The 20491-nt window shown below is 73.2% G+C and carries 16 protein-coding genes; 5 read left to right on the top strand and 11 right to left on the bottom strand.

The genetic code is table 11. The features are described from left to right. Positions 1 to 10: 10 nt before the first annotated feature. The 6 genes from whiA to SMD11_RS25085 form a co-directional block, all read right to left on the bottom strand. Positions 11 to 1018, bottom strand: coding sequence for a DNA-binding protein WhiA (gene whiA / locus SMD11_RS25110; protein WP_030366605.1), 1008 nt, complete (start codon positions 1016 to 1018; stop codon positions 11 to 13). Further along, entirely contained in the window at positions 1009 to 2058 is a 1050-nt protein-coding gene (locus tag SMD11_RS25105) for a gluconeogenesis factor YvcK family protein (RefSeq protein ID WP_087928598.1), read from the bottom strand. The genes whiA and SMD11_RS25105 overlap by 10 nt, the downstream gene beginning before the upstream one ends. After that, positions 2055 to 2987, bottom strand: a complete 933-nt coding sequence (gene rapZ / locus SMD11_RS25100; protein ID WP_199843947.1) for an RNase adapter RapZ — start codon at positions 2985 to 2987, stop codon at positions 2055 to 2057. The genes SMD11_RS25105 and rapZ overlap by 4 nt, the downstream gene beginning before the upstream one ends. Before the next feature lie 141 nt (positions 2988 to 3128). Then, positions 3129 to 5147, bottom strand: a complete 2019-nt coding sequence (uvrC, locus tag SMD11_RS25095) for an excinuclease ABC subunit UvrC (RefSeq protein ID WP_087928596.1) — start codon at positions 5145 to 5147, stop codon at positions 3129 to 3131. Positions 5148 to 5365: 218 nt separating this feature from the next. Beyond that, positions 5366 to 6262, bottom strand: a complete 897-nt coding sequence (locus SMD11_RS25090) for a hypothetical protein (RefSeq protein ID WP_087928595.1) — start codon at positions 6260 to 6262, stop codon at positions 5366 to 5368. A 4-nt stretch (positions 6263 to 6266) separates the two neighbouring features. Beyond that, positions 6267 to 6917, bottom strand: coding sequence for a papain-like cysteine protease family protein (locus SMD11_RS25085; RefSeq protein ID WP_087928594.1), 651 nt, complete (start codon positions 6915 to 6917; stop codon positions 6267 to 6269). 229 nt (positions 6918 to 7146) lie between these two features. Here SMD11_RS25085 and SMD11_RS25080 point away from each other — a divergent pair, with 229 nt between their 5' ends. Next, entirely contained in the window at positions 7147 to 8094 is a 948-nt protein-coding gene (locus SMD11_RS25080; RefSeq protein ID WP_087928593.1) for a hypothetical protein, read from the top strand. A 161-nt stretch (positions 8095 to 8255) separates the two neighbouring features. On the opposite strand, the gene SMD11_RS25075 is transcribed toward SMD11_RS25080, so the two are convergent. Then, the gene (locus SMD11_RS25075) at positions 8256 to 8690 is read right to left on the bottom strand and encodes a Rieske (2Fe-2S) protein (protein WP_087928592.1); all 435 of its coding nucleotides are present in this window, start codon (positions 8688 to 8690) and stop codon (positions 8256 to 8258) included. A 103-nt stretch (positions 8691 to 8793) separates the two neighbouring features. On the opposite strand from SMD11_RS25075, the gene SMD11_RS25070 reads away from it, so the two are divergent. Further along, a complete protein-coding gene (locus SMD11_RS25070; RefSeq protein ID WP_087928591.1) occupies positions 8794 to 9771 on the top strand; it encodes a carbohydrate kinase family protein in 978 nt (325 codons plus the stop codon). A 29-nt stretch (positions 9772 to 9800) separates the two neighbouring features. On the opposite strand, the gene uvrA is transcribed toward SMD11_RS25070, so the two are convergent. Then, positions 9801 to 12914, bottom strand: coding sequence for an excinuclease ABC subunit UvrA (uvrA, locus tag SMD11_RS25065; protein WP_087928590.1), 3114 nt, complete (start codon positions 12912 to 12914; stop codon positions 9801 to 9803). 179 nt (positions 12915 to 13093) lie between these two features. Here uvrA and SMD11_RS25060 point away from each other — a divergent pair, with 179 nt between their 5' ends. The 3 genes from SMD11_RS25060 (at position 13094) to SMD11_RS25050 (ending at position 16154) form a co-directional block, all read left to right on the top strand. Continuing rightward, complete coding sequence (locus SMD11_RS25060; RefSeq protein ID WP_087928589.1) at positions 13094 to 13783, top strand: maleylpyruvate isomerase family mycothiol-dependent enzyme; 690 nt, start codon at positions 13094 to 13096, stop codon at positions 13781 to 13783. A 9-nt stretch (positions 13784 to 13792) separates the two neighbouring features. Next, a complete protein-coding gene (locus tag SMD11_RS25055; protein ID WP_087928588.1) occupies positions 13793 to 14449 on the top strand; it encodes an MBL fold metallo-hydrolase in 657 nt (218 codons plus the stop codon). Between the two features lie 409 nt (positions 14450 to 14858). After that, on the top strand, positions 14859 to 16154 hold the full coding sequence (locus tag SMD11_RS25050; RefSeq protein ID WP_087928587.1) for an MFS transporter: 1296 nt from the start codon (positions 14859 to 14861) through the stop codon (positions 16152 to 16154). Positions 16155 to 16203: 49 nt separating this feature from the next. On the opposite strand, the gene SMD11_RS25045 is transcribed toward SMD11_RS25050, so the two are convergent. The 3 genes from SMD11_RS25045 to SMD11_RS25035 form a co-directional block, all read right to left on the bottom strand. Continuing rightward, positions 16204 to 17247, bottom strand: a complete 1044-nt coding sequence (locus tag SMD11_RS25045) for a TerC family protein (RefSeq protein WP_087928586.1) — start codon at positions 17245 to 17247, stop codon at positions 16204 to 16206. Positions 17248 to 17474: 227 nt separating this feature from the next. Continuing rightward, positions 17475 to 19484: a TerD family protein gene (locus SMD11_RS25040; RefSeq protein ID WP_087928585.1), complete on the bottom strand. Its 2010-nt coding sequence runs from the start codon at positions 19482 to 19484 to the stop codon at positions 17475 to 17477. Between the two features lie 227 nt (positions 19485 to 19711). Continuing rightward, positions 19712 to 20290 (bottom strand): TerD family protein, encoded by a 579-nt coding sequence (locus tag SMD11_RS25035; protein ID WP_087928584.1) that lies wholly within the window; start codon positions 20288 to 20290, stop codon positions 19712 to 19714. Positions 20291 to 20491: the final 201 nt, after the last annotated feature.

Here is a 20491-nt window from a genome sequence, read left to right as displayed (position 1 = left end):
GCGGGCAGGGTCAGCCCGCCATGCCCTCGGCCATCTCCTCGGAGAGGTCCGAGAGGTCCGACAGATTGGACTCGGTGCCGGGGATGCCCAGGTCCTGGGCACGCTTGTCGGCCATGGCCAGCAGGCGCCGGATGCGGCCGGCGACGGCGTCCTTGGTCAGCGGCGGGTCGGCGAGGGCGCCCAGCTCCTCCAGGGAGGCCTGCTTGTGCTCCATGCGCAGCCGGCCCGCGGCGGCGAGGTGCTCGGGCACCTCCTCGCCGAGGATCTCCAGCGCGCGCTGGACCCGGGCGCCGGCGGCGACGGCGGCGCGGGCCGAGCGGCGCAGATTGGCGTCGTCGAAATTGGCGAGGCGGTTGGCCGTGGCCCGCACCTCGCGGCGCATCCGCCGCTCCTCCCAGGCGAGCACCGACTCGTGCGCGCCCAGTCGCGTCAACAGCGCGCCGATCGCGTCACCGTCCCGGACGACCACCCGGTCCACTCCGCGCACCTCGCGCGCCTTGGCCGCGATCTGGAGCCGGCGGGCGGCGCCGACCAGGGCGAGCGCCGCCTCGGGCCCCGGGCAGGTGACCTCCAGGGAGGACGAGCGGCCGGGCTCGGTGAGCGAGCCGTGGGCCAGGAAGGCACCGCGCCAGGCGGCCTCCGCGTCGCAGGTGGCACCGGAGACGACCTGGGGTGGCAGGCCACGGATCGGCCGGCCGCGGCCGTCGACCAGGCCGGTCTGGCGCGCGAGCTGGTCACCGCCCGCCACCACCCGCACCACGTACCGGCTGCCGCGGCGCAGCCCGCCGGGGGCCATCACCACCAGGTCGGAGGCGTGTCCGAAGATCTCCAGGATGTCCTTGCGGAGCCGCCGGGCGGCGATCCCGGTGTCCAGCTCCGCCTCGATCACGATGCGCCCGCTGACCAGGTGCAGACCGCCCGCGAACCGCAGGATCGCCGAGACCTCCGCTTTCCGGCAGCAGGTCCGGGTGACGGGGAGCCGGGAGATTTCATCCTTCACCGCTGCCGTCATCGCCATGGGCCGATCCTTCCATGCATCCGAAAAATACGGTCGTACGCGGCGGCCAACAGCTCCGGGTCATGGGTCGGGGAGCCGTCGGGCGCGGCGACCGGCGCCAGCTCGACCGCGGCCCCCAGCCGCTTGGCGGCATCGGTGAGGCTCTCGCGGTCGGGCACGGCGGCCTCGTCGGCCAGCACCACGTCCAGGGCGAGTTTAGGGGCGTGTCGGGCCAAAACCTCCAAATGACGCTGCGGGGAGAAGCCATCGGTTTCACCGGGCTGGGGCGCGAGGTTCAGCGAGAGGACCCGCCGGGCCTTGGTCTCCTGGAGCGCTTCGAGCAGCTCGGGCACCAGAAGGTGCGGGATGACGGACGAGAACCAGGAGCCCGGACCGAGCACCACCCAGTCGGCGTCCAGGACCGCGGCGACGGCCTCGGGGACCGCCGGCGGGTCCTCCGGCACGACGTGCACGGACTGCACCTCACCGGGGGTGAGCGCCACGGTGGCCTGGCCCCGGACGGTGCTGAGGGCCTCGGGCTCGGCGGGGTCGTGGCCCCGGACGAGCGCCTGGAGCTCCAGCGGCACCGCGGACATGGGGAGCACCCGGCCGTGCGCGCCGAGGAGCTTGCCGACCAGGTCCAGGGCCTGGACGTGGTCGCCGAGCTGCTCCCAGAGGGCGACGATCAGCAGATTGCCGACGGCGTGGCCGTGCAGGTCGCCCTCGCTGGCGAAGCGGTGCTTGATCACCCGGGCCCAGGTCTGGCCCCAGTCGTCGTCGCCGCACAGGGCGGCGAGCGCCTTGCGCAGGTCGCCCGGGGGCAGCACGCCCAGCTCGTCGCGGAGCCGGCCGCTGGAGCCGCCGTCGTCGGCGACGGTGACGACGGCCGTCAGGTCGCCGGTGATCCGGCGCAGCGCGGTCAGCGACGCGGACAGGCCGTGGCCGCCGCCGAGGGCGACGACCTTGGGCTGCGCGCCGCGGCCGACGCGGCCGCCCCGCCCGGTGGCGCGGGCGGGGGCCAGGCGGCGGCCCCGGCGCAGCCCGAACGTGCGGCCGGTCACTCGCGCCCCATGTCCCGGTGGACGACGACGGTCTCGACACCCTCGGAGACCAGGCGGTGGGCGAGCTTCTCGGACATCGCCACGGAGCGGTGCTTGCCGCCGGTGCAGCCGACGGCGATGGTCACGTAGCGCTTGCCCTCGCGGCGGTAGCCCGCGGCGATCAGCTGGAGCAGCTCGGTGTAGCGGTCGAGGAACTCCTTGGCGCCGGGCTGGTTGAAGACATAGCCCGAGACCTCCTCGTTGAGCCCGGTGAAGGGGCGCAGCTCCGGGACCCAGTGCGGGTTGGGCAGGAAGCGGCAGTCCACCACGAGGTCGGCGTCGACGGGCAGGCCGTACTTGTAGCCGAAGGACATGACGGTGGCGCGGAGCTCCGGCTCCTCCTCGCCGGCGAACTGGGCGTCCATCTTGGCGCGCAGTTCGTGGACGTTGAGGCTGGAGGTGTCGATCACCAGGTCGGCGTCGCCGCGCAGCTCGCGCAGCAGGTCGCGCTCGGCGGCGATGCCGTCGACGATGCGCCCGGAGCCCTGGAGCGGGTGCGGGCGGCGCACGGACTCGAAGCGGCGCACCAGGGCGTCGTCGGAGGCCTCCAGGAAGATCACGCGCCGCTTGACCTTCTTGGCGGCCAGGTCGGCGAGGGACTCCCGGAGGTTGTCGAAGAAGCGCCGACCGCGGACGTCCACGACCACGGCGATCCGGGCCACGTTGCCCTGCGAGCGGGCGCCGAGGTCCACCATGGTGGGGATCAGGGCGGGCGGCAGATTGTCCACGACGAACCAGCCGAGGTCCTCCAGGCACTTGGCGGCGGTGCTGCGGCCCGCCCCCGACATGCCGGAGATGATCACCAGTTCGGGGATGCCCGTCGTCTCGGCGGCCGCGTCCGCCGTCGTGCCCGTACTCACCTGTGCTCCGTCTCGGTCGGTCCCGGTCATGCTGCTACCCCCGTTCTGCCGACGGTGCCGCGGTCGCGGCCCCGTCCTCCATACTGCGGTCTCCCGGTGTCCGGGGCCCGAACGCCGGCTGCCGGGCGTACGTGACGCCGGCGGCGGCCGGGCCGCGCGTGTCCCCGTCCATCATTCCTCCGCATCGTCCATGATCTCGCCAGTCGCGGTGTTGACCGCGGGCGCGGGCGGTGCCGCGGCGGCGAGCGCCGCCGCGACGGTCTCCGCCGTCTTCCGGCCGATGCCGGGTGTCTCGCAGATCTGCTCGACCGTCGCGGCGCGCAGCCGCTTGACCGAGCCGAAGTGCTTGAGCAGGGCCTTCTTGCGCGTGTCGCCGAGGCCGGGCACGGCGTCGAGGGGGCCGGCCTTCAGGACTCCGGTGCGCTTGCCCCGCTGGTAGGCGATGGCGAAGCGGTGCGCCTCGTCGCGCACGCGCTGGAGGAGGTAGAGGCCCTCGCTGCTGCGCGGCAGGACGACGGGGTCCTCGTCGCCGGGCAGCCAGACCTCCTCCAGGCGCTTGGCGAGGCCGCAGACGGCGACGTCGCTGATGCCCAGCTCGTCGAGCGCCCGGCGGGCGGCGGCCACCTGCGGGCCGGCGCCGTCGACCACGACGAGCTGCGGGGGGTAGGCGAAGCGCTTGGGGCGGCCGTCGTCCTCCCGGGCCTCGCCGGGGGCGACGCCTCCGGCGCCGTCCGCCGCCTCGTCCGTCCCTTCCGCCTCTTCCGCGCCTTCCTGCCACTCCCCCGTCCGCACCTTCTCCGTGAGATAGCGGCGGAAGCGGCGGGAGACGACCTCGTGCATGGACCGGACGTCGTCCTGGCCGGCGAAGGACTTGATCTGGAAGCGGCGGTACTCGCTCTTGCGGGCGAGGCCGTCCTCGAAGACGACCATGGACGCGACGACGTCCTGGCCCTGGAGGTGGGAGATGTCGAAGCACTCGATGCGCAGCGGCGCGGAGTCCAGGCCGAGGGCCTCCGCGATCTCCTCCAGGGCGCGGGAGCGGGTCGTCAGGTCGGAGGCGCGCTTGGTCTTGTGCAGGACGAGGGCATGCTGGGCGTTGCGCTGGACCGTGGCCATCAGGTCCTTCTTGTCGCCGCGCTGCGGGATGCGCAGGTCGACCCGGGCGCCGCGGCGCTCGGTGAGCCACTGGGTGACGGGCCCGACGGGATCCGGCAGGGCGGGGACGAGGACCTCCTTGGGGACCGCGTCGCCCTTCTCCTCGCCGTAGAGCTGCTGGAGGGCGTGCTCGACGAGGCCCGCGGTGTCGACGGCCTCCACCTTGTCCGTCACCCAGCCGCGCTGGCCGCGCACCCGGCCGCCGCGCACGTGGAAGATCTGGACGGCGGCCTCCAGTTCGTCCTCCGCGACGGCGATCAGATCGGCGTCGGTGGCGTCGGCCAGGACGACGGCGTTCTTCTCCATGGCGCGGCGGAGGGCCTCTATGTCGTCGCGCAGCCGGGCCGCCTTCTCGTACTCCATCTCCTCGGCGGCCTCGCGCATCGCCTGCTCCAGGCGGCGGAGGTAGGCGCCGGTGCGGCCGGCCATGAAGTCGCAGAACTCCTCGGCCAGTTCGCGGTGCTCCTCGGCGCTCACCCGGCCGACGCAGGGGGCGGAGCACTTGCCGATGTAGCCGAGCAGGCAGGGGCGGCCGATCTGGGCGGAGCGCTTGAACACCCCGGCCGAGCAGGTCCGGACGGGGAAGACGCGGAGCATCAGGTCGACGGTCTCGCGGATCGCCCAGGCGTGGGCGTACGGGCCGAAGTAGCGCACGCCCTTCTTCTTGGGGCCGCGCATGACCTGGACGCGGGGGAACTCCTCGCCCATGGTGACGGCGAGGGAGGGATAGCTCTTGTCGTCCCGGTACTTGACGTTGAAGCGCGGGTCGTACTCCTTGATCCAGGAGTATTCGAGCTGGAGCGCCTCGACCTCGGTGGAGACGACGGTCCACTCGACGGCGGCGGCCGTGGTGACCATGGTGCGGGTGCGCGGGTGCAGGCCGGCGAGGTCCTGGAAGTACGAGGAGAGCCGCTGGCGCAGGCTCTTCGCCTTCCCGACGTAGATCACGCGGCCGTGCTCGTCACGGAATTTGTAGACCCCCGGCGAGTCGGGGATCTGTCCCGGCTTGGGTCGGTAGCTGCTGGGGTCGGCCATGTCACACACCCTACTTGCGGGCAGTGACAACTCCATCGCCGAGCCGGTCCGGCGGAGCCGGGGCGCCCGGTACGGAAGGCCCGGCGGGCGCCGCCGGGGTGAGCGCCTCTTCCGGGGCGCGGCGGCGCCTTCCGGCCCCCGGCGGTGGGTGCCGGGGGCCGGGGCGGGGGCGTCGTGGGGTCACCCCCGGTGGCGGCCCTGGTCAGGGGCCGCCGTGCTCAGCCGCGCCGCCTCCGGCGGATCACCAGGGCGGTGGCGCCGAGGGCCAGGACGCCCCCGGTGGCCGCCGCGGCGGTGCCCGGGTCCAGCGGGCCGTCGCCGTCCGTGCGCGCGGCGGCCGTGGCGGCGGTGTCCGCGGCGGGGGCGCGGCCCTCCGCCGCCGGGGCGGCGTCCTTCCCGTAGCCGCCGGCGAGGCCCTTCTTCTCGTAGGCGGAGCCGGGCAGCTTGTCGCCGTACTCCTTGTGCACGCGGGCCTGGTAGCGCGCGAGGCTGGTGCCCCCGGCCCCGATGGCGCGGGTGGCGTCCTCGTCGAGCGGCAGGACCCGGTCGCCGCGCTGGACGTACCAGGCGTCGATCTGCGGCTCGCGGAAGACGGTGCCCCCGCCGAGCCTGCGGGCGCCCTCGGCGGCGTAGCGGGTCTCGTCGTCGCCGGTGGCGATGTTCACGACCTTCCACGCGTCGCCGGCCCGCGCCGTCCAGACGGAGGCCTTCTGCCCGTCGGCCGAGACCGCCTTGCTGGCGAGGAAGTCGAGCGTGGCCACGGGGACGCCGGTGCGGCCGGCCACGAACTCGGGGGCGAGCGTGTAGACGGGCACGGTCGCGCCGTCGATCACCGGCCGTGCCTTCGCCTTGGCGATCGCGCCGTCGCGGGCGAAGAAGCGGGAGAGGGTGTCGAGGGTCGTGGGGGCCGTCGCCGCCTCGTGGGCCTCGGCGACTCCGGCGCCCGACGGGGCCGCGGGGGCCGGCGGTACGGGCTGTGCCGCGTGGGCCAGGGGCGCGAGGCCGAGGAAGGCGGCGGTGAGGGCGCCGGCGGCGGCCGCGCGGGCGGCGTTCTTCCGGCAGTGCCCGGCGGATACGGGCGCGGGGACGGGTGCGGGGGTACCGGTGCGGGTCATGACCTCACGCTCCGATCCGGTAGAGCGAGTGGGTCCAGGTGAACTCCGAGTTGCCGCTGTTGCGGCCGCCCACGTACCAGGCGTGCGAGGCCCAGTTGTAGCGGTCGTTGGAGGGCCAGGGGTCGCCCCAGTAGACCCAGCTGTTGGCGTCGTCGTAGCCGTAGACGGTGTGCATGTGACCACCGCCGGACGCCCACTGGATACGGGTCTCGATCGGCCGGTTGGCGCTGATCTCGCTCTGCACGGTGGGGTAGCGCAGCCAGCCGGTGACGTACGAGCCGGAGTTGATGCCCGCCCAGTCCAGGGCGTTCTGCACATTGCCCAGGGTGGCCTGGTTGTTGGGGCATTCGGTGCCCTGCTGCCGGTTGAAGGCGGCGTTGCAGAACTGGTTCTGGCTGTAGTTCCGCCCGAACCAGGTGGCGATGGTGTTGCCGGCGCCGGCCCAGCACCAGTTGGTCTTCTGCTGGGCCTGCATGGTGATGTTGAGCTTCTTCGACGCGAGCAGGCCCGGCCCGTCGGCCGTCGCGGCGCTCGCCGTGGTGGGGACGGCGAGCAGCGCGGTGGCGGTCAGGGCCGCGGACAGGGTGACGGCGAGCCGTCTGCCGCGTATCCGGGTCTTTCCGGTGCTGTTCAGTTGTGCCGATGCACGGGACATGGACGTTCCTCCCGAGGCGGGGGGTGCTGGTGGAGGCGCGTCCGGACGCTGGTCAGGAGCATCGCGGTGTTGTCAGTGACCGGTCAACAGGCTTCAATGCTGGGTGAGCCGCCGGTGTGAACAACGCGTACCGGATGTGAACGTCCGGTGCCCGCCGAAAAGGATCACAGCGGTCCGGCAGGCCGCGCCGTATTCACCGCTTGTGAATATTCACAGAGGGGCGATCCGGATGGGACGGACCGGCACACAGGCCGCCGAGGCCGAGGCCGAGCTGGCACGGGCCCTGCGCACGGGCCCCTTCCACCTGGCGCTGCGGACCGCGCTGACCGCGCGCGGCCTCGCCCTGCACCGGGTGCAGCACCGGCTCGCGCAGCGCGGGGTGCGGGTGGGCGTGACCAGCCTGAGCTACTGGCAGCAGGGCGCGCGAAGACCCCAGCGGCCGGAGTCGCTGCGGGCCGTGCGAATGCTGGAGGACGTGCTGGACCTGCCCGCGCAGGCCCTGACCCGGCTGCTGGAGCCGGCGGGCCCGTCCCCGGAGACCGAGCGGCCCGCCGCGCGCTCGTACCGCCTCCTCGTCGAGGAGTCCCGCGCCCTGGAACGGCTGCTCACGGAGCTGGAGTCACCGGCCGACGGCGGACTGCACACGGTCTGCCACCTGGAACGGGTCTTCATCGGGCCGGACCGCGCGCTCAGCGGCCGCGACTCCCAGCACGTCGTGCGCGCGCACCGCGACGGCGTGGACCGCTATGTGGCCATCCACCACGGCGACTCCGGGTGCGACCCCGGGCGGGTGACCGTACGGGCGAACGAGAACTGCCGCGTGGGGCGGGTGCGGTGGCACTCCGGGTCGGGCGTCCTCGTCGCCGAGCTGCTCTTCGACACCCGGCTGCGCGCCGGGGAGACCTATGTCTTCGGCTACGGCTTCGACGACGGCACCGGCGGCCCGAGCGGCGAGTACATCCGGGGCTTCAGCTTCGCCGGCGGGCAGTACGTCCTCCAGGTGCGCTTCGACAACGCGGCCCTGCCGGTGCGCTGCCGCCGCTTCGCCCGGGCCTCCGCCACGGCGCCGCGCACCGCGCAGCAGGACCTGACCCTCGCGGGCCGGCACCGGGGCGTCCACCTGGTGGAACCCGCGGTGCGCCCGGGGATCCTGGGGATCTCCTGGGACTGGACGTGACAGGCCGCCGAGGTGACGGCCGTCGGCGTGACGGCCTCTGACGTGACGGGCCGCCGATCGTGACGGATCGCTGATCGTGACGGATCGCCGGTCACGACGGGCCGCCGGTCACGACGGGCCGCTGATCGTGACGGACCGCGCCCCGGGACCGCCCGTAGGCCTCAGGCGTCCGGGCCCGCGATCAGCTTGCCCCCGGTGACCTTGACGGGCACGTCCGGCAGCGGCGCGCCCGCCGGGCCCCGCAGGACCTTGCCGGTGTTCACGTCGAACTTGCTGCCGTGGCAGGGGCAACTGGCCTCGCCGTCCTGCACCTTGGTCATGACACAGCCCGCGTGCGTGCACACCGCGCTGAACGCCTTGTACTCCCCCTGGGCCGACCGCGAGACCAGCAGGCGCTCCTCGCGGTAGAGCCGCGCCCCGCCGACCGGCACCTCGTCCGGCGCGCCCAGGTCCACCGGGGCCGTCGGCGTGACGGACGCCTTGGGCGTCTCCTTCCCGCCCGTGCAGGCCGCGGCGCCCAGTCCGGCGGCACCGGCCAGCGCCGCTCCGCGCAGCACGGTCCGGCGGGAGGAGAGGGGGCCCGAGGGGCTGGTCATGGAGGCTCCAACGATGAGCTGCTGATGCGCGGGTACGACCCGTCGACCCTACCGGTACCCTGCATTCCGCTCAGCGCCCCGGGCCGGAGAGAGGACTCCCCTCGTGATCGTCGTAGCCGGAGAAGCCCTGATCGACCTGGTGCCGGACAGGCACCGGGGACCCCGGCCGGCCGCCGGCCCCGGCGGCGCGCTGCCGGCGCTGCTGCCCCGGCGCGGCGGCGGCCCGTACAACACCGCGGTGGCGCTCGGCCGGCTCGGGTCGGCCACCGCCTTCGTCTCCCGGGTGTCGTCGGACGGGTTCGGCGAGGCGCTGCTGGACGGCCTGCGGGCGGCGGGGGTGGACGTCTCGCTGGTGGAGCGGGGGCCCGAGCCCACCACGCTCGCGGTGGCCGGCATCGGCGCGGACGGCTCGGCGGGCTACGGCTTCTACGCCCAGGGCACCGCGGACCGGCTCTTCACGCTGCCGGGGCCGCTGCCGGACGCGGCGACGGCGCTGTGCCTGGGGACGGTCTCGCTGGTGCTGGAGCCGGGCGCGAGCGCGTACGAGGCGCTGCTGCGGCGGGAGGCGGGGCGGGGGCTGTTCACCCTCCTCGACCCGAACATCCGCGCGGGTCTGATCCCGGACGCGGACGCCTACCGGGCACGGTTCCGGGCGTGGCTGCCGCATGTGACGCTGCTGAAGCTGTCGGCGGAGGACGCCCGCTGGCTGGGCGGTTCGCCCGAGGAGTGGCTGGCCGCGGGCCCGGCGGCGGTGGTCCTCACGCACGGCGGGGAGGGGCTGTCCGTCCACACCGGCGGCGGGGCGCACCGCGTGCCCGCGGAGCGGGTGGAGGTGGTGGACACGATCGGGGCCGGTGACACCGTGAACGCGGCGCTGCTGCACCGGCTGGCGGCCCTCGGCGCGCTGTCGCCCGGCGGGCTCGCCGCCCTGGACGGGCCGGCCTGGCGGGACATCCTGGCCTTCGCGGCCCGAGCGGCGGCGCTCACCTGCTCCCGGGCGGGCGCGGAGCCGCCGTACGCGGCGGAGGCGGCGCCGGCGGACCGCCGGACGGGCTCGGGACCGAGCCCGTCCGGCGGCTGAGGGCACCACCGGGCGGCGGTGCCGTCCGCTCAGGCGCGCTTGGCCCGGGAGGCCGTCTTCTTCACGGCCGCCTTCTTGGCCGGGGCCTTCTTCGTGGCGGCCGTCTTCGATGCCGCCGTCTTCGAAGCCGTGGACTTCGAGGCGGTGGTCTTCGAGGCCGAGGACTTCGCCGCGGACTTCGAAGCCGTCGTCTTCGGGGCGACCGCCTTCGTGGCGACCGTCCTCGTCGGCTTGGCCGCCTTCGAGACCGCCTTCCGCGCCGTCTTCGGAGCCGCCTTGCGCACGGGCTCCGCGTCACTGACGCGCTCCCCCAGCAGCTCCCGGAGGAACTTCCCGGTGTGGCTGTCCGGGACCGCCGCGACCTCCTCGGGCGTGCCCTCGGCGACGACCAGGCCACCGCCGCTGCCGCCCTCGGGACCCATGTCGACGACCCAGTCGGCGGTCTTGATCACATCGAGGTTGTGCTCGATGACGATGACGGTGTTGCCCTTGTCGACCAGGCCGGACAGCACGGAGATCAGCTTGCTGATGTCCTCGAAGTGCAGACCCGTGGTGGGCTCGTCCAGCACGTAGACCGTGCGGCCCGTCGAGCGCTTCTGGAGCTCGCTGGCGAGCTTCACACGCTGCGCCTCGCCGCCGGAGAGCGTCGGCGCGGACTGGCCGAGGCGGACGTACCCGAGGCCGACCTCGTGCAGGGTGCGCAGGTGGCGGGCGATGGTGGGCACGGCCTCGAAGAAGCCGAGCGCCTCCTCGATGGGCATGTCCAGCACCTCGGCGATGGACTTGCCCTTGTAGTGCACCTCCAGGGTCTCGCGGTTGTAGCGGGCACCGTGACAGACCTCGCACGGGACGTAGACGTCCGGCAGGAAGTTCATCTCGATCTTGATGGTGCCGTCACCGGAGCAGTTCTCGCAGCGGCCGCCCTTGACGTTGAAGGAGAAGCGGCCGGGCAGATAACCGCGGACCTTCGCCTCCATGGTCTCCGCGAAGAGCTTGCGGACGTGGTCGAAGACCCCGGTGTACGTCGCGGGGTTGGAGCGCGGCGTACGGCCGATGGGCGACTGGTCGACGTGGACGACCTTGTCGACGAGGTCGTCGCCGTCGACCCGGGTGTGGCGGCCGGGGACGGTGCGGGCGCCGTTGAGCTCGCGGGCCAGGTGGGTGTAAAGGATGTCGTTGACCAGCGTGGACTTGCCGGAGCCCGAGACGCCCGTGACGGCCGTGAGCACGCCGAGCGGGAAGGAGACGTCGATGTCCTGGAGGTTGTTCTCCCGGGCGCCGCGGACCGTGATCCGGCGGCTCCCGTTCACCGGGCGGCGGAGGTCCGGCGTGGCGATGGCCTTCCTGCCGGAGAGGTAGTGCCCGGTCATCGACTCCTCGTTGCTCAGCAGCTCCGCCAAGGGACCGCTGTGCACCACCTTGCCGCCGTGCTCGCCCGCGCCGGGGCCGATGTCCACGACCCAGTCGGCGACCTTGATGGTGTCCTCGTCGTGCTCGACGACGATCAGGGTGTTGCCCATGTCGCGCAGGCGGACGAGGGTCTCGATGAGACGGTGGTTGTCGCGCTGGTGGAGGCCGATGGAGGGCTCGTCCAGGACGTAGAGCACGCCGACGAGGCCGGAGCCGATCTGGGTGGCGAGCCGGATGCGCTGGGCCTCGCCGCCGGAGAGGGTGCCGGCCGCGCGGTTGAGCGAGAGGTAGTCCAGGCCGACGTCGACCAGGAACTTCAGGCGTTCGTTGACCTCCTTGAGGACCCGCTCGGCGATCTTCTTCTCGCGGCCGGTGAGCTTCATGTCCCGCAGGAAGTCGGCGCATTCGCTGATCGACATCGCGGCGACCTCGGCGATGGACCGGCCCTGCACGGTGACCGCGAGGACGATCGGCTTGAGCCGGGTGCCCTCACAGGTCGGGCAGGGCACCTCACGCATGTAGCCCTCGAAGCGCTCCCGGCTGGAGTCGCTCTCCGCCTCGGAGTGGCGCCGCTTGACGAACGGCACCGCGCCCTCGAAGGCCGTGGTGTAGGCGCGCTCGCGGCCGTAGCGGTTGCGGTAGCGGACCTCGATCTGGGTCTTGTGGCCGTTCAGCAGGGCCTTGCGGGCGCGCTGCGGCAGGCCGGCCCAGGGGATGTCCGTGCGGAAGCCCAGCTCGTCGGCGAGGGCGCCGACCAGGCGGCTGAAGTAGTCCTTGGTGTGGCCGTGCGACCAGGGGTTGATCGCGCCCTCGTCGAGGGACTTCTCCTCGTCCGGGACGATGAGCTCGGGGTCGACCTCCATGCGGGTGCCGATGCCGGTGCAGTCCGGGCAGGCGCCGAAGGGGGAGTTGAAGGAGAAGGAGCGCGGCTCCAGCTCCTCGAAGGAGAGGTCGTCGTACGGGCAGTAGAGGTGCTCGGAGTACATCCGCTCACGCTCGGGGTCGCCCTCCGGGAGGTCGACGAAGTCGAGGATCACCATGCCGCCGGAGAGGCCGAGGGCGGTCTCGACCGAGTCGGTCAGCCGGCGCTTGGCGCTGTCCTTGACGGTGAGGCGGTCGACGACCACCTCGATGGTGTGCTTCTCCTGCTTCTTGAGCTTGGGCGGGTCGGTGAGCTGCACCGTCTCGCCGTCGACCCGGGCCCTGCTGTAGCCCTTGGTCTGGAGGTCGGAGAAGAGGTCGACGAACTCGCCCTTGCGCTCGCGCACCAGCGGCGAGAGCACCTGGAAGCGGCTGCCCTCCGGCAGCTCCAGCACCCTGTCCACGATCGCCTGGGGCGACTGCCGGGAGATGGGCCTCGCGCACTCGGGGCAGTGCGGCTTGCCGATCCGGGCGAAGAGCAGGCGGAGGTAGTCGTAGACCTCCGTGATGGTGCCGACCGTGGAGCGGGGGTTGCGCGAGGTCGACTTCTGGTCGATGGAGACGGCCGGGGACAGGCCCTCGATGAAGTCCACATCGGGCTTGTCCATCTGGCCCAGGAACTGCCGTGCGTAGGAGGAGAGCGACTCGACGTAGCGACGCTGCCCCTCGGCGAAGATCGTGTCGAACGCGAGGGACGACTTGCCCGAGCCGGAGAGCCCCGTGAAGACGATGAGCGAGTCGCGGGGGAGGTCGAGCGAGACGTTCTTGAGGTTGTGCTCGCGAGCGCCACGGACGATGAGACGGTCAGCCACGCCGGTCGGCACCTTTCTTGAGAGCGATGGGGGTGCGCCGCACCCCTCACCCAGGGTATGGGGGGCGCCGCACGGATGTCGGATCCGATGCCACTCACGAGCCTATAGCACGCACATTCGAATTACGGTCGGAGACGACATGCTTCACCCGGAAGAGTGGCGCCGCTAGGGTCGGCCGCATGACTGATCATGTGCACGACCTGGCCGCTGTACGTGAGGCGACCGACCGACTCCTCTCCGCGGTCGGAAAACTGGACAACGCCGCCGTCGCCGAGGCGTCACGCCTGCCGGACTGGACCCGCGGACATGTGCTCGCCCACCTCGCCCGCAACGCCGACGCCCTGGTCAACGTCCTCACCGGACGGCCCATGTACGCCAGTGCCGAGGCCCGGGACGCGGACATCGCGCGCGGCGCCGGCCGCCCCCTGGACGTCCACCTCGCCGACCTGCGCGACAGCGCGGCCCGCTTCACGGAGGCGGCGGAGGCGCCCGGCGACCCGTCCCGGACCGTCGAGCTGCGCAACGGCGTGACCGACACCGCCGCCCGCATCCCCTTCCGCCGCCTGATCGAGGTCGAGCTGCACCACGTCGACCTCGGCATCGGCTACGAGCTGCCGGACCTGCCCGCGGAGTTCACCGCCCGGGCGGTCGGCTACCTCACGGCCCGCTACTCCGGCCACCGGGACCTCCCCGCCGTCGTCCTCACCGCGGCGGGCGGCGGGCAGTGGCGCACCGGCGGCGGCGAGGGCACCCCGGTCACCGTGGCCGGCACCGCGCCCGCGCTCCTCGGCTGGCTCTCCGGCCGTGGCGCGAAGGGTGCGGACCTCACGGCCGACGGGGCCCCGCTCCCGGCCCTGCCCCCGCTATAGGCTGAGGTCATGACCTACAGCGGAGCGGTGAAGGTCGGCGGACCGGCCGACGTGCACGAGCTGACCGACCTGATGATCTCGAAGGTCGCGGTCGGCCCCATGGACAACAACGCCTATCTGCTGCGCTGCCGCGCGACGGACGAGCAGTTGCTCATCGACGCCGCCGCGGAGCCGCACACCCTGCTGAGCCTGATCGGGGACAGCGGTATCGCCTCGGTCGTCACGACGCACCGGCACGGCGACCACTGGGGCGCCCTGCGCGAGGTGGTCGACGCCACCGGCGCCACCACGTACGCGGGCCGCGAGGACGCCGACGGCATCCCCGTACCGACCGCCGTGCCCGTGTCCGACGGCGACGTGATCCGCGTCGGCCGCGTGGAGCTGACCGCACGCCATCTGGTGGGGCACACGCCGGGCAGCATCGCGCTGGTCTACGACGACCCGCACGGCCACCCGCACGTGTTCACCGGCGACTGCCTGTTCCCCGGCGGCGTCGGGAACACGCACGACGATCCGCGGGCCTTCGCCAGCCTGCTGGACGGCGTGGAGACCAAGCTCTTCGGGCAGCTCCCGGACGAGACCTGGGTCTACCCCGGCCACGGCGCCGACACCACGCTGGGCGCCGAGCGCCCCCACCTCGCGGAGTGGCGCGAGCGCGGCTGGTGAGGAAGAGCCCGGTCACCTGACCGGGCTCCGGCCCGGACCCGGGTTCCGACCCGGTCCGGACATGCTGTGAGGCCGTCCCACTCGATCCTCTGGGTGTGGCGGCCTCATCAACCAAGCTACTCCTCCCCCACGGCATCCGCCAGCCTTGCGGGCGCCCTTTTTCGCACCATTTACACCTGACGCCCCGGCCCCGTGCGAGTACCTGGGGAACCGCCCGGAAACGGGCGGCGCGTACCCTTCGCGACGGGCCGCCGACGGCCTCCCCACGCGCCCCCGGGCGCGCCCCCGCACGCCCCGTTTCCTTCCCTGCCCACCGGATGTTGGACGGTACATGGAACGCGCCCCTTCCCCGCCCGGCCCCTCCCCGGCCGACGGCCCGCCGACGGGCCCACCGCCGAAGCCCCCGGCCATGCTCCGCGTGGCGGCCGCGTCCCTGACGGGCACGGCCATCGAGTTCTACGACTTCTTCGCCTACGGCACCGCCGCCGCGCTCGTCCTCGGCCCGCTCTACTTCCCGACCGTCTCCCCGCTCGTCGGCTCGCTCGCGGCCTTCGGGACCTTCGGGGTCGGCTTCCTGGCCCGGCCGATCGGCTCGGTGATCTTCGGCCACCTCGGCGACCGGCGCGGCCGGCGTCCCGTCCTCATCCTGTCGCTGCTGCTGACCGGCGTCGCGACGGTCGCCGTCGGCCTGGTGCCCACCTACGACCGCATCGGGCTCGCCGCCCCGTGCCTGCTGCTGCTCCTGCGCTTCCTCCAGGGCCTGGGCCTCGGCGGCGAGTGGGGCGGCGCGGTGCTGCTGACCGCGGAGCACGCGCCCGCCCGGCGCCGCGCCCTGTGGTCGAGCTTTACCCAGCTGGGCCCGCCCCTGGGCTTCCTGCTCGCCAACGGCCTCACGCTGGCCCTGTCGGCCACGCTCACCGACGCGCAGTTCCTCTCCTGGGGCTGGCGGGTGCCGTTCTGGTTCGCGGGCGTGCTGGCCGTCGGCGGGCTGCTGCTGCGCGGCAGGCTCGCCGAGACCCCGCAGTTCGAGGAGCTGGCGGCCCGGGACGACCGCGCGACCCTGCCGTTCGCCGAGCTCCTCCGCGACCACTGGCGGCTGGTCCTGCTCACGGCCGGCGGGCTCTCCGTGGCCTACGCCGTCTACTACACGATCACCACGTGGTCGCTGGCCTACGCGACCGAGCGGCTCGGCGTCGACCGTACGGTCATGCTCGGCTGCATCATGGCGGCGATCGTGGTCTCGGGCGCGGTCACGCCGTACTTCGCGCTCCTGGCCGACCGCTGGGGACGGCGCTCGATGTGCCTGGCGGGCTGCGCGGGGATGGCCCTCTGGTCGGTGCCGATGGTGGCGCTGCTGCACACGGGCCGGCCGGAGTGGATCGTGCCCGGCTTCATGGTCGGAGCGGTGTGCTTCACGGCCGTGGTGGCCGTCATCGCGGCCTATCTGCCCGAGCTGTACGAGCCCCGGGTGCGCTGCACCGGCGCGACCTTCGGCTACAACCTGGCCGGGGTGCTGGGCGGCGCGGTCACCCCGCTGGTCGCGACCGCCGCGGCCCGGGGCGAGGGCACACCCTGGGCCCTGGCGGGCTATCTGGCGGCCTTCGCCCTGGTGAGCCTGGGGTGCTTCGCGCTGCTGCCCGAGACCCGTCCGGCGGCCGCCAAGGCCGGTCCGGTCACCGAAGGCGCGGAGGGCGCGCCCGCCTGACCGCGCGAGCGGGGCCGCCGTCGGCGGCCCCGCTCGGCAGTGCCCGGACTCAGACCCGAGCGCCGTCGGTCTTGGCGCCGTCGTCCTGCGCGTCCCCGGCGTCGAGCGGCCGCGCGGCGGCCTCGGCGGCCTCAACGGCCTCAGCCTCGGCCTGCTTCTTCGAGGCCCGCAGGCTGGTGAGGGTGGTGACGACCAGCACGGCGCAGATGACGCCGAGCGAGACCGGGATGCTGATCTCGGGGACGCCCACGCCGTTCTCGTGCAGGGCGTGCAGCACCAGCTTGACGCCGATGAAGCCGAGGATCACCGAGAGGCCGTACGAGAGGTGGACCAGCTTCTTGAGCAGGCCGCCGATCAGGAAGTACAGCTGCCGCAGGCCCATGAGGGCGAAGGCGTTGGCCGTGAAGACGATGTACGGGTCCTGGGTGAGGCCGAAGATCGCGGGGATCGAGTCCAGCGCGAAGAGGACGTCGGTGGTGCCGATCGCCAGCATGACGATCAGCATCGGCGTCATCAGGCGCTTGCCGTTCTCCACGATGAACAGCTTGGTGCCGTGGTAGCGGTCGGTGGAGGGGAAGCGCTTCTCGACCAGCTTGAGGAAACGATTCTCCTCGAACTCCTCTTCCTCCTCGTCGGCCCGCGCCTCCTGGATGAGCTTCCAGGCGGTCCAGATGAGGAAGGCGCCGAAGATGTAGAAGACCCAGGAGAAGTTGGCGATGATCGCCGCACCGGCGCCGATGAAGACGGCCCGCAGGACGAGGGCGATCAGCACACCGACCATGAGGACGCGCTGCTGATAGATCGTCGGGACCGCGAACTTCGCCATGATCAGGACGAAGACGAAGAGGTTGTCGACGCTCAGCGACTTCTCGGTGATGAAGCCGGCGAAGAACTCCCCGGCCGGCCGACCGCCGCCGAAGAGCAGCAGCCCCAGTCCGAAGAGCCCGGCCAGGGCCACCCAGACGCCGGTCCAGATGCCGGCCTCCTTGAGGGAGACCTCATGGGGTTTACGGCCGCCGATGAAGAAGTCGGCGGCGACGAGGGCGCACAGACCAAGAATGGTCAGCACCCACAGGGTCAGGGAGACATCCACGGTTCCTCCGGCACGTCATACGGCAACTTCCAGCGTCGTCGCTGCCGGAGGCCCGCCACGCGAGTACGCCACGGTCGCCTCCGCATCAAAAACAGTACAGGAAGACCCAAGGAACGGTAAAGAAATCACCAAAAGAGCTGGTGAGAGGCGTTTACCTTTCCTTGGGTACCCGTCGGACGGCGCCAGCCGGGTGCCGCAGGAGGCCCGTGGGGCGCTGCCGGGTGCCGTCAGATGCCGTACGCCCGGCGCGCCTGCCCCACCTGACGCAGCACCCGCGCCAGCACCTCGCTCCCCGCCGGGGCCAGCGACGGCTCGTACGTCCACGCGTGGCCGACCCAGGGGTCGGCGAGGTGGTCGTCCGGCATCGGGGTGATCCGCAGCAGGGCGCGCCAGAACGGGTCCAGCACCGGCCCGTAGGCGCGGGCGTCCTCGCGGTCGGCGACCATCATCAGGTGCACGCCCACGGCCGGGCCCTCGTCCGCGAGGTAGCGCAGCTGGGTGACGGCACGGTCGTCGAAACCGTGCGGGAAGTCGTTGACGATGAGCAGCTGCTCCGCGGTGTCCAGGTCCGGCGGCAGCGAGTCGACGGCTCCGCTGCGGACGGCCATCTGCACCAGGTCCACCCGCCGCGTCAGCCGCTGGAGGGTCTCGGACACGCCCCGCGCGCCCGCCGCCGGGGCGTCCCGCAGCGCCCCCGAGCTCAGCAGCGGCGCGAGCGCGCCGCCCGCCGCCCCGGCCGGGTCGATGACGTGCAACGAGAAGTCGCCCACCGGATAGACGGCCAGCAGCCGGGCGGCCTGGGCGACGGCGGTCTCCATGGCCCGCCGGCGCAGCCCGTCCGCGTCCACCAGGCCCGCCTCGCGGCCGGACGCGCGCCCGCTGTCGATCCACAGCCCGCGCTCCAGCGGCAGCCGCACCAGCATGGGGATCCGCAGGTCGGTGCGCTCCGGCAGGTGGAGGTCGCCTATCCGCAGCGCCATCGGCGTCTCCAGGGGCATCTGGAAGCCCTGCCAGACGGGGCTGTCCCAGCGGGCGAAGGCCGGCGGCAGGGCGTGCTCGACGACCTCGGACTCGGCGACGAGCTGGGCCAGGTCGCGGTCGAGGACGGCGCGGGCCTGGTCGACGAGGTCCGTGCGCTTGGCGCGGGCCTCCGCACGGACGGCGTCGGCGGCGGGGCCCACCCGGGTGCGCGGGTCGGAGAGCGCCTTGTCCAGCTCCCGCTCCAGGCGCGACTCGGCGAAGTCGACGGCGCTGCGGTAGGCGGCGGTGGACCGGGCGAGGTCCTCGAACATGCCCCACACCTGGTTGTAGAGCCGCTCGTTCATCGTCCAGCCCGTGGCGTCGCCCGCGACGGGCGGGGCGGGGGTGCCGGGCGCGGCGGGCGGTGCGGCGGGGGCCGGGGCGGGCGGGGCCGTCGTCTGCCGTCCGGGGTGCCGGTAGCTGACAGGGCCGCCGCCCGTGACGGGCGTTACGGGCGGGGCGGTGTCCCCCGTGTCACCGGGGCCGCCCGGGTTTCCCTGATCTCCGGAGTCTCCGGGGTGTGAGGAGCCGCATGGGTCCGAGGCGCCGCCGGGAAGCGAGGAGCCCTCGGGACGGGCGTCACCGGAGTCGCCCACCCGTGCCGTACGGCGCGCCCCGGCGTCTCCCCCGGCCGCGGGGGTGGGCGGCGCGGCGACGGAGCGGGCCATGCCCCGGGTCACGGCGTCGTTGATGGCCGCGGCCGTCTCGGCGGCGGCGTCGAGGCCCTGGTCGAGCAGCATGGCCGTGAGACCGCCGGCGTAGCCCTGGCCCACGGCGCGCACCTTCCAGGCGCCCTGCCGGCGGTAGAGCTCCAGGGCGACGACGGCCGACTCGCTGTCCAGGTCGGTGAGGGTGTAGCTGGCGACCTCGGCGCCGTCGAGCCCGGTGACGGCGACGAAGGGCGCGGCCATGGCGCCGAAGCGGGACGGTCCGCCCACCCCTTCCGGCAGGGCCAGCAGCACATGGAGGCGGTGCGCGGACTCGGGGAGGGCGTCCAGGTCGACGGCCAGCCGGTGCTCGGCGGCGGCCTGCCGGGACACCTCCAGGCCGGGGAGCCGGTGCGAGGCGGGGTGCGCGACCCACTCGGCGCCCGCCACCCTGCCGTCGGCGCCGCTGAGGGTGGCTCCCGCGACGACCGGGCCGCCTGCCGAGATCCGGATCTCCAGACGGGACTCCGACAGCGGGTGGTTCTGCCCCCGCACCAGCTCGGCCGTCATTCCTGCGCCCCCTTGTTGTGGTGTTTCCCGGCCGTGCGTGTCACGCATCGTGCTCGGTGATGTGCTTGCCGCCCGCCGTGGCCGGCGTGCCGATCGGGCCCCGGGTGCCCGCGGGCCCGGTGGAGGCAGTCTCCACCGGGCCCGGTCGTCCGTCCGTACGCACGGGCCGGCCGTGACGTACGTACCGCTGCGCGTACGAGCTCGCCGGCTCGTACCGCTGTCGCGCCTTACAGGCTCGGCAGGATCGCCGGCATCAGGTCCTGGAAGGTCCGGCCGTTGGCCGGCGTGCCGATGGCGGTCATCGCCCAGCCGGTGCCGGAGCGGTGCACCTTCGCCATGATCTGCGCGGTGTACGCGCCGCCGCCGTCGAGGGTGTAGCGGGCCAGCTCCTGGCCGTTGGTCTCGTCGACGAGGCGGCAGAAGGCGTTCTGCACCTCGGCGAACGTCTGGCCGGTGAAGGAGTTCACCGTGAAGACGATCTGGTCGATGTGGACGGGGACGCGCTGGAGGTCGACGAGGATCGCCTCGTCGTCCCCGCCCTTGCCGGCGCCGCCGACCAGGTTGTCACCGGTGTGGCGCACGGAGCCGTCGTCGCTGACCAGGTGGCGGAAGAAGACCACGTCCACCGGCTGCTCACCGGCGAAGAGCACCGCCGAGGCGTCGAGGTCGATCTCCTTCGTGCGCGACCCGAACAGTCCGCGGCGGGGAGCCGACTGCCAGCCGAGCCCCATCCGCACCGCGGTCAGGGTGCCCCCGTCGGCCTTCTGGAGGCTGATTCCCTGACCCTTGGACAAGTTGACCGTCACGCGCAGTCCCTTTCTCGTTTACCGCTTCCCCGTCGGCCGCGCGTGCGCGCGACCTCCTCGAACGACCCTATGCACTGCCGCGGACCGGCCACGCATCCGGGCGGGGTTTGTGGCGGCATTGCAACATGCCGCCGGGGCGTGCGGCGGAAGGGGCGACGAACGGGCGGCCGGGCGGCCCGGAAGAGGGGCGCGGCGGCCGTC

Source organism: Streptomyces albireticuli, from assembly GCF_002192455.1.
Lineage (GTDB): Bacteria > Actinomycetota > Actinomycetes > Streptomycetales > Streptomycetaceae > Streptomyces > Streptomyces albireticuli_B.
This window is presented reverse-complemented; position numbering and strand designations above follow the sequence as displayed.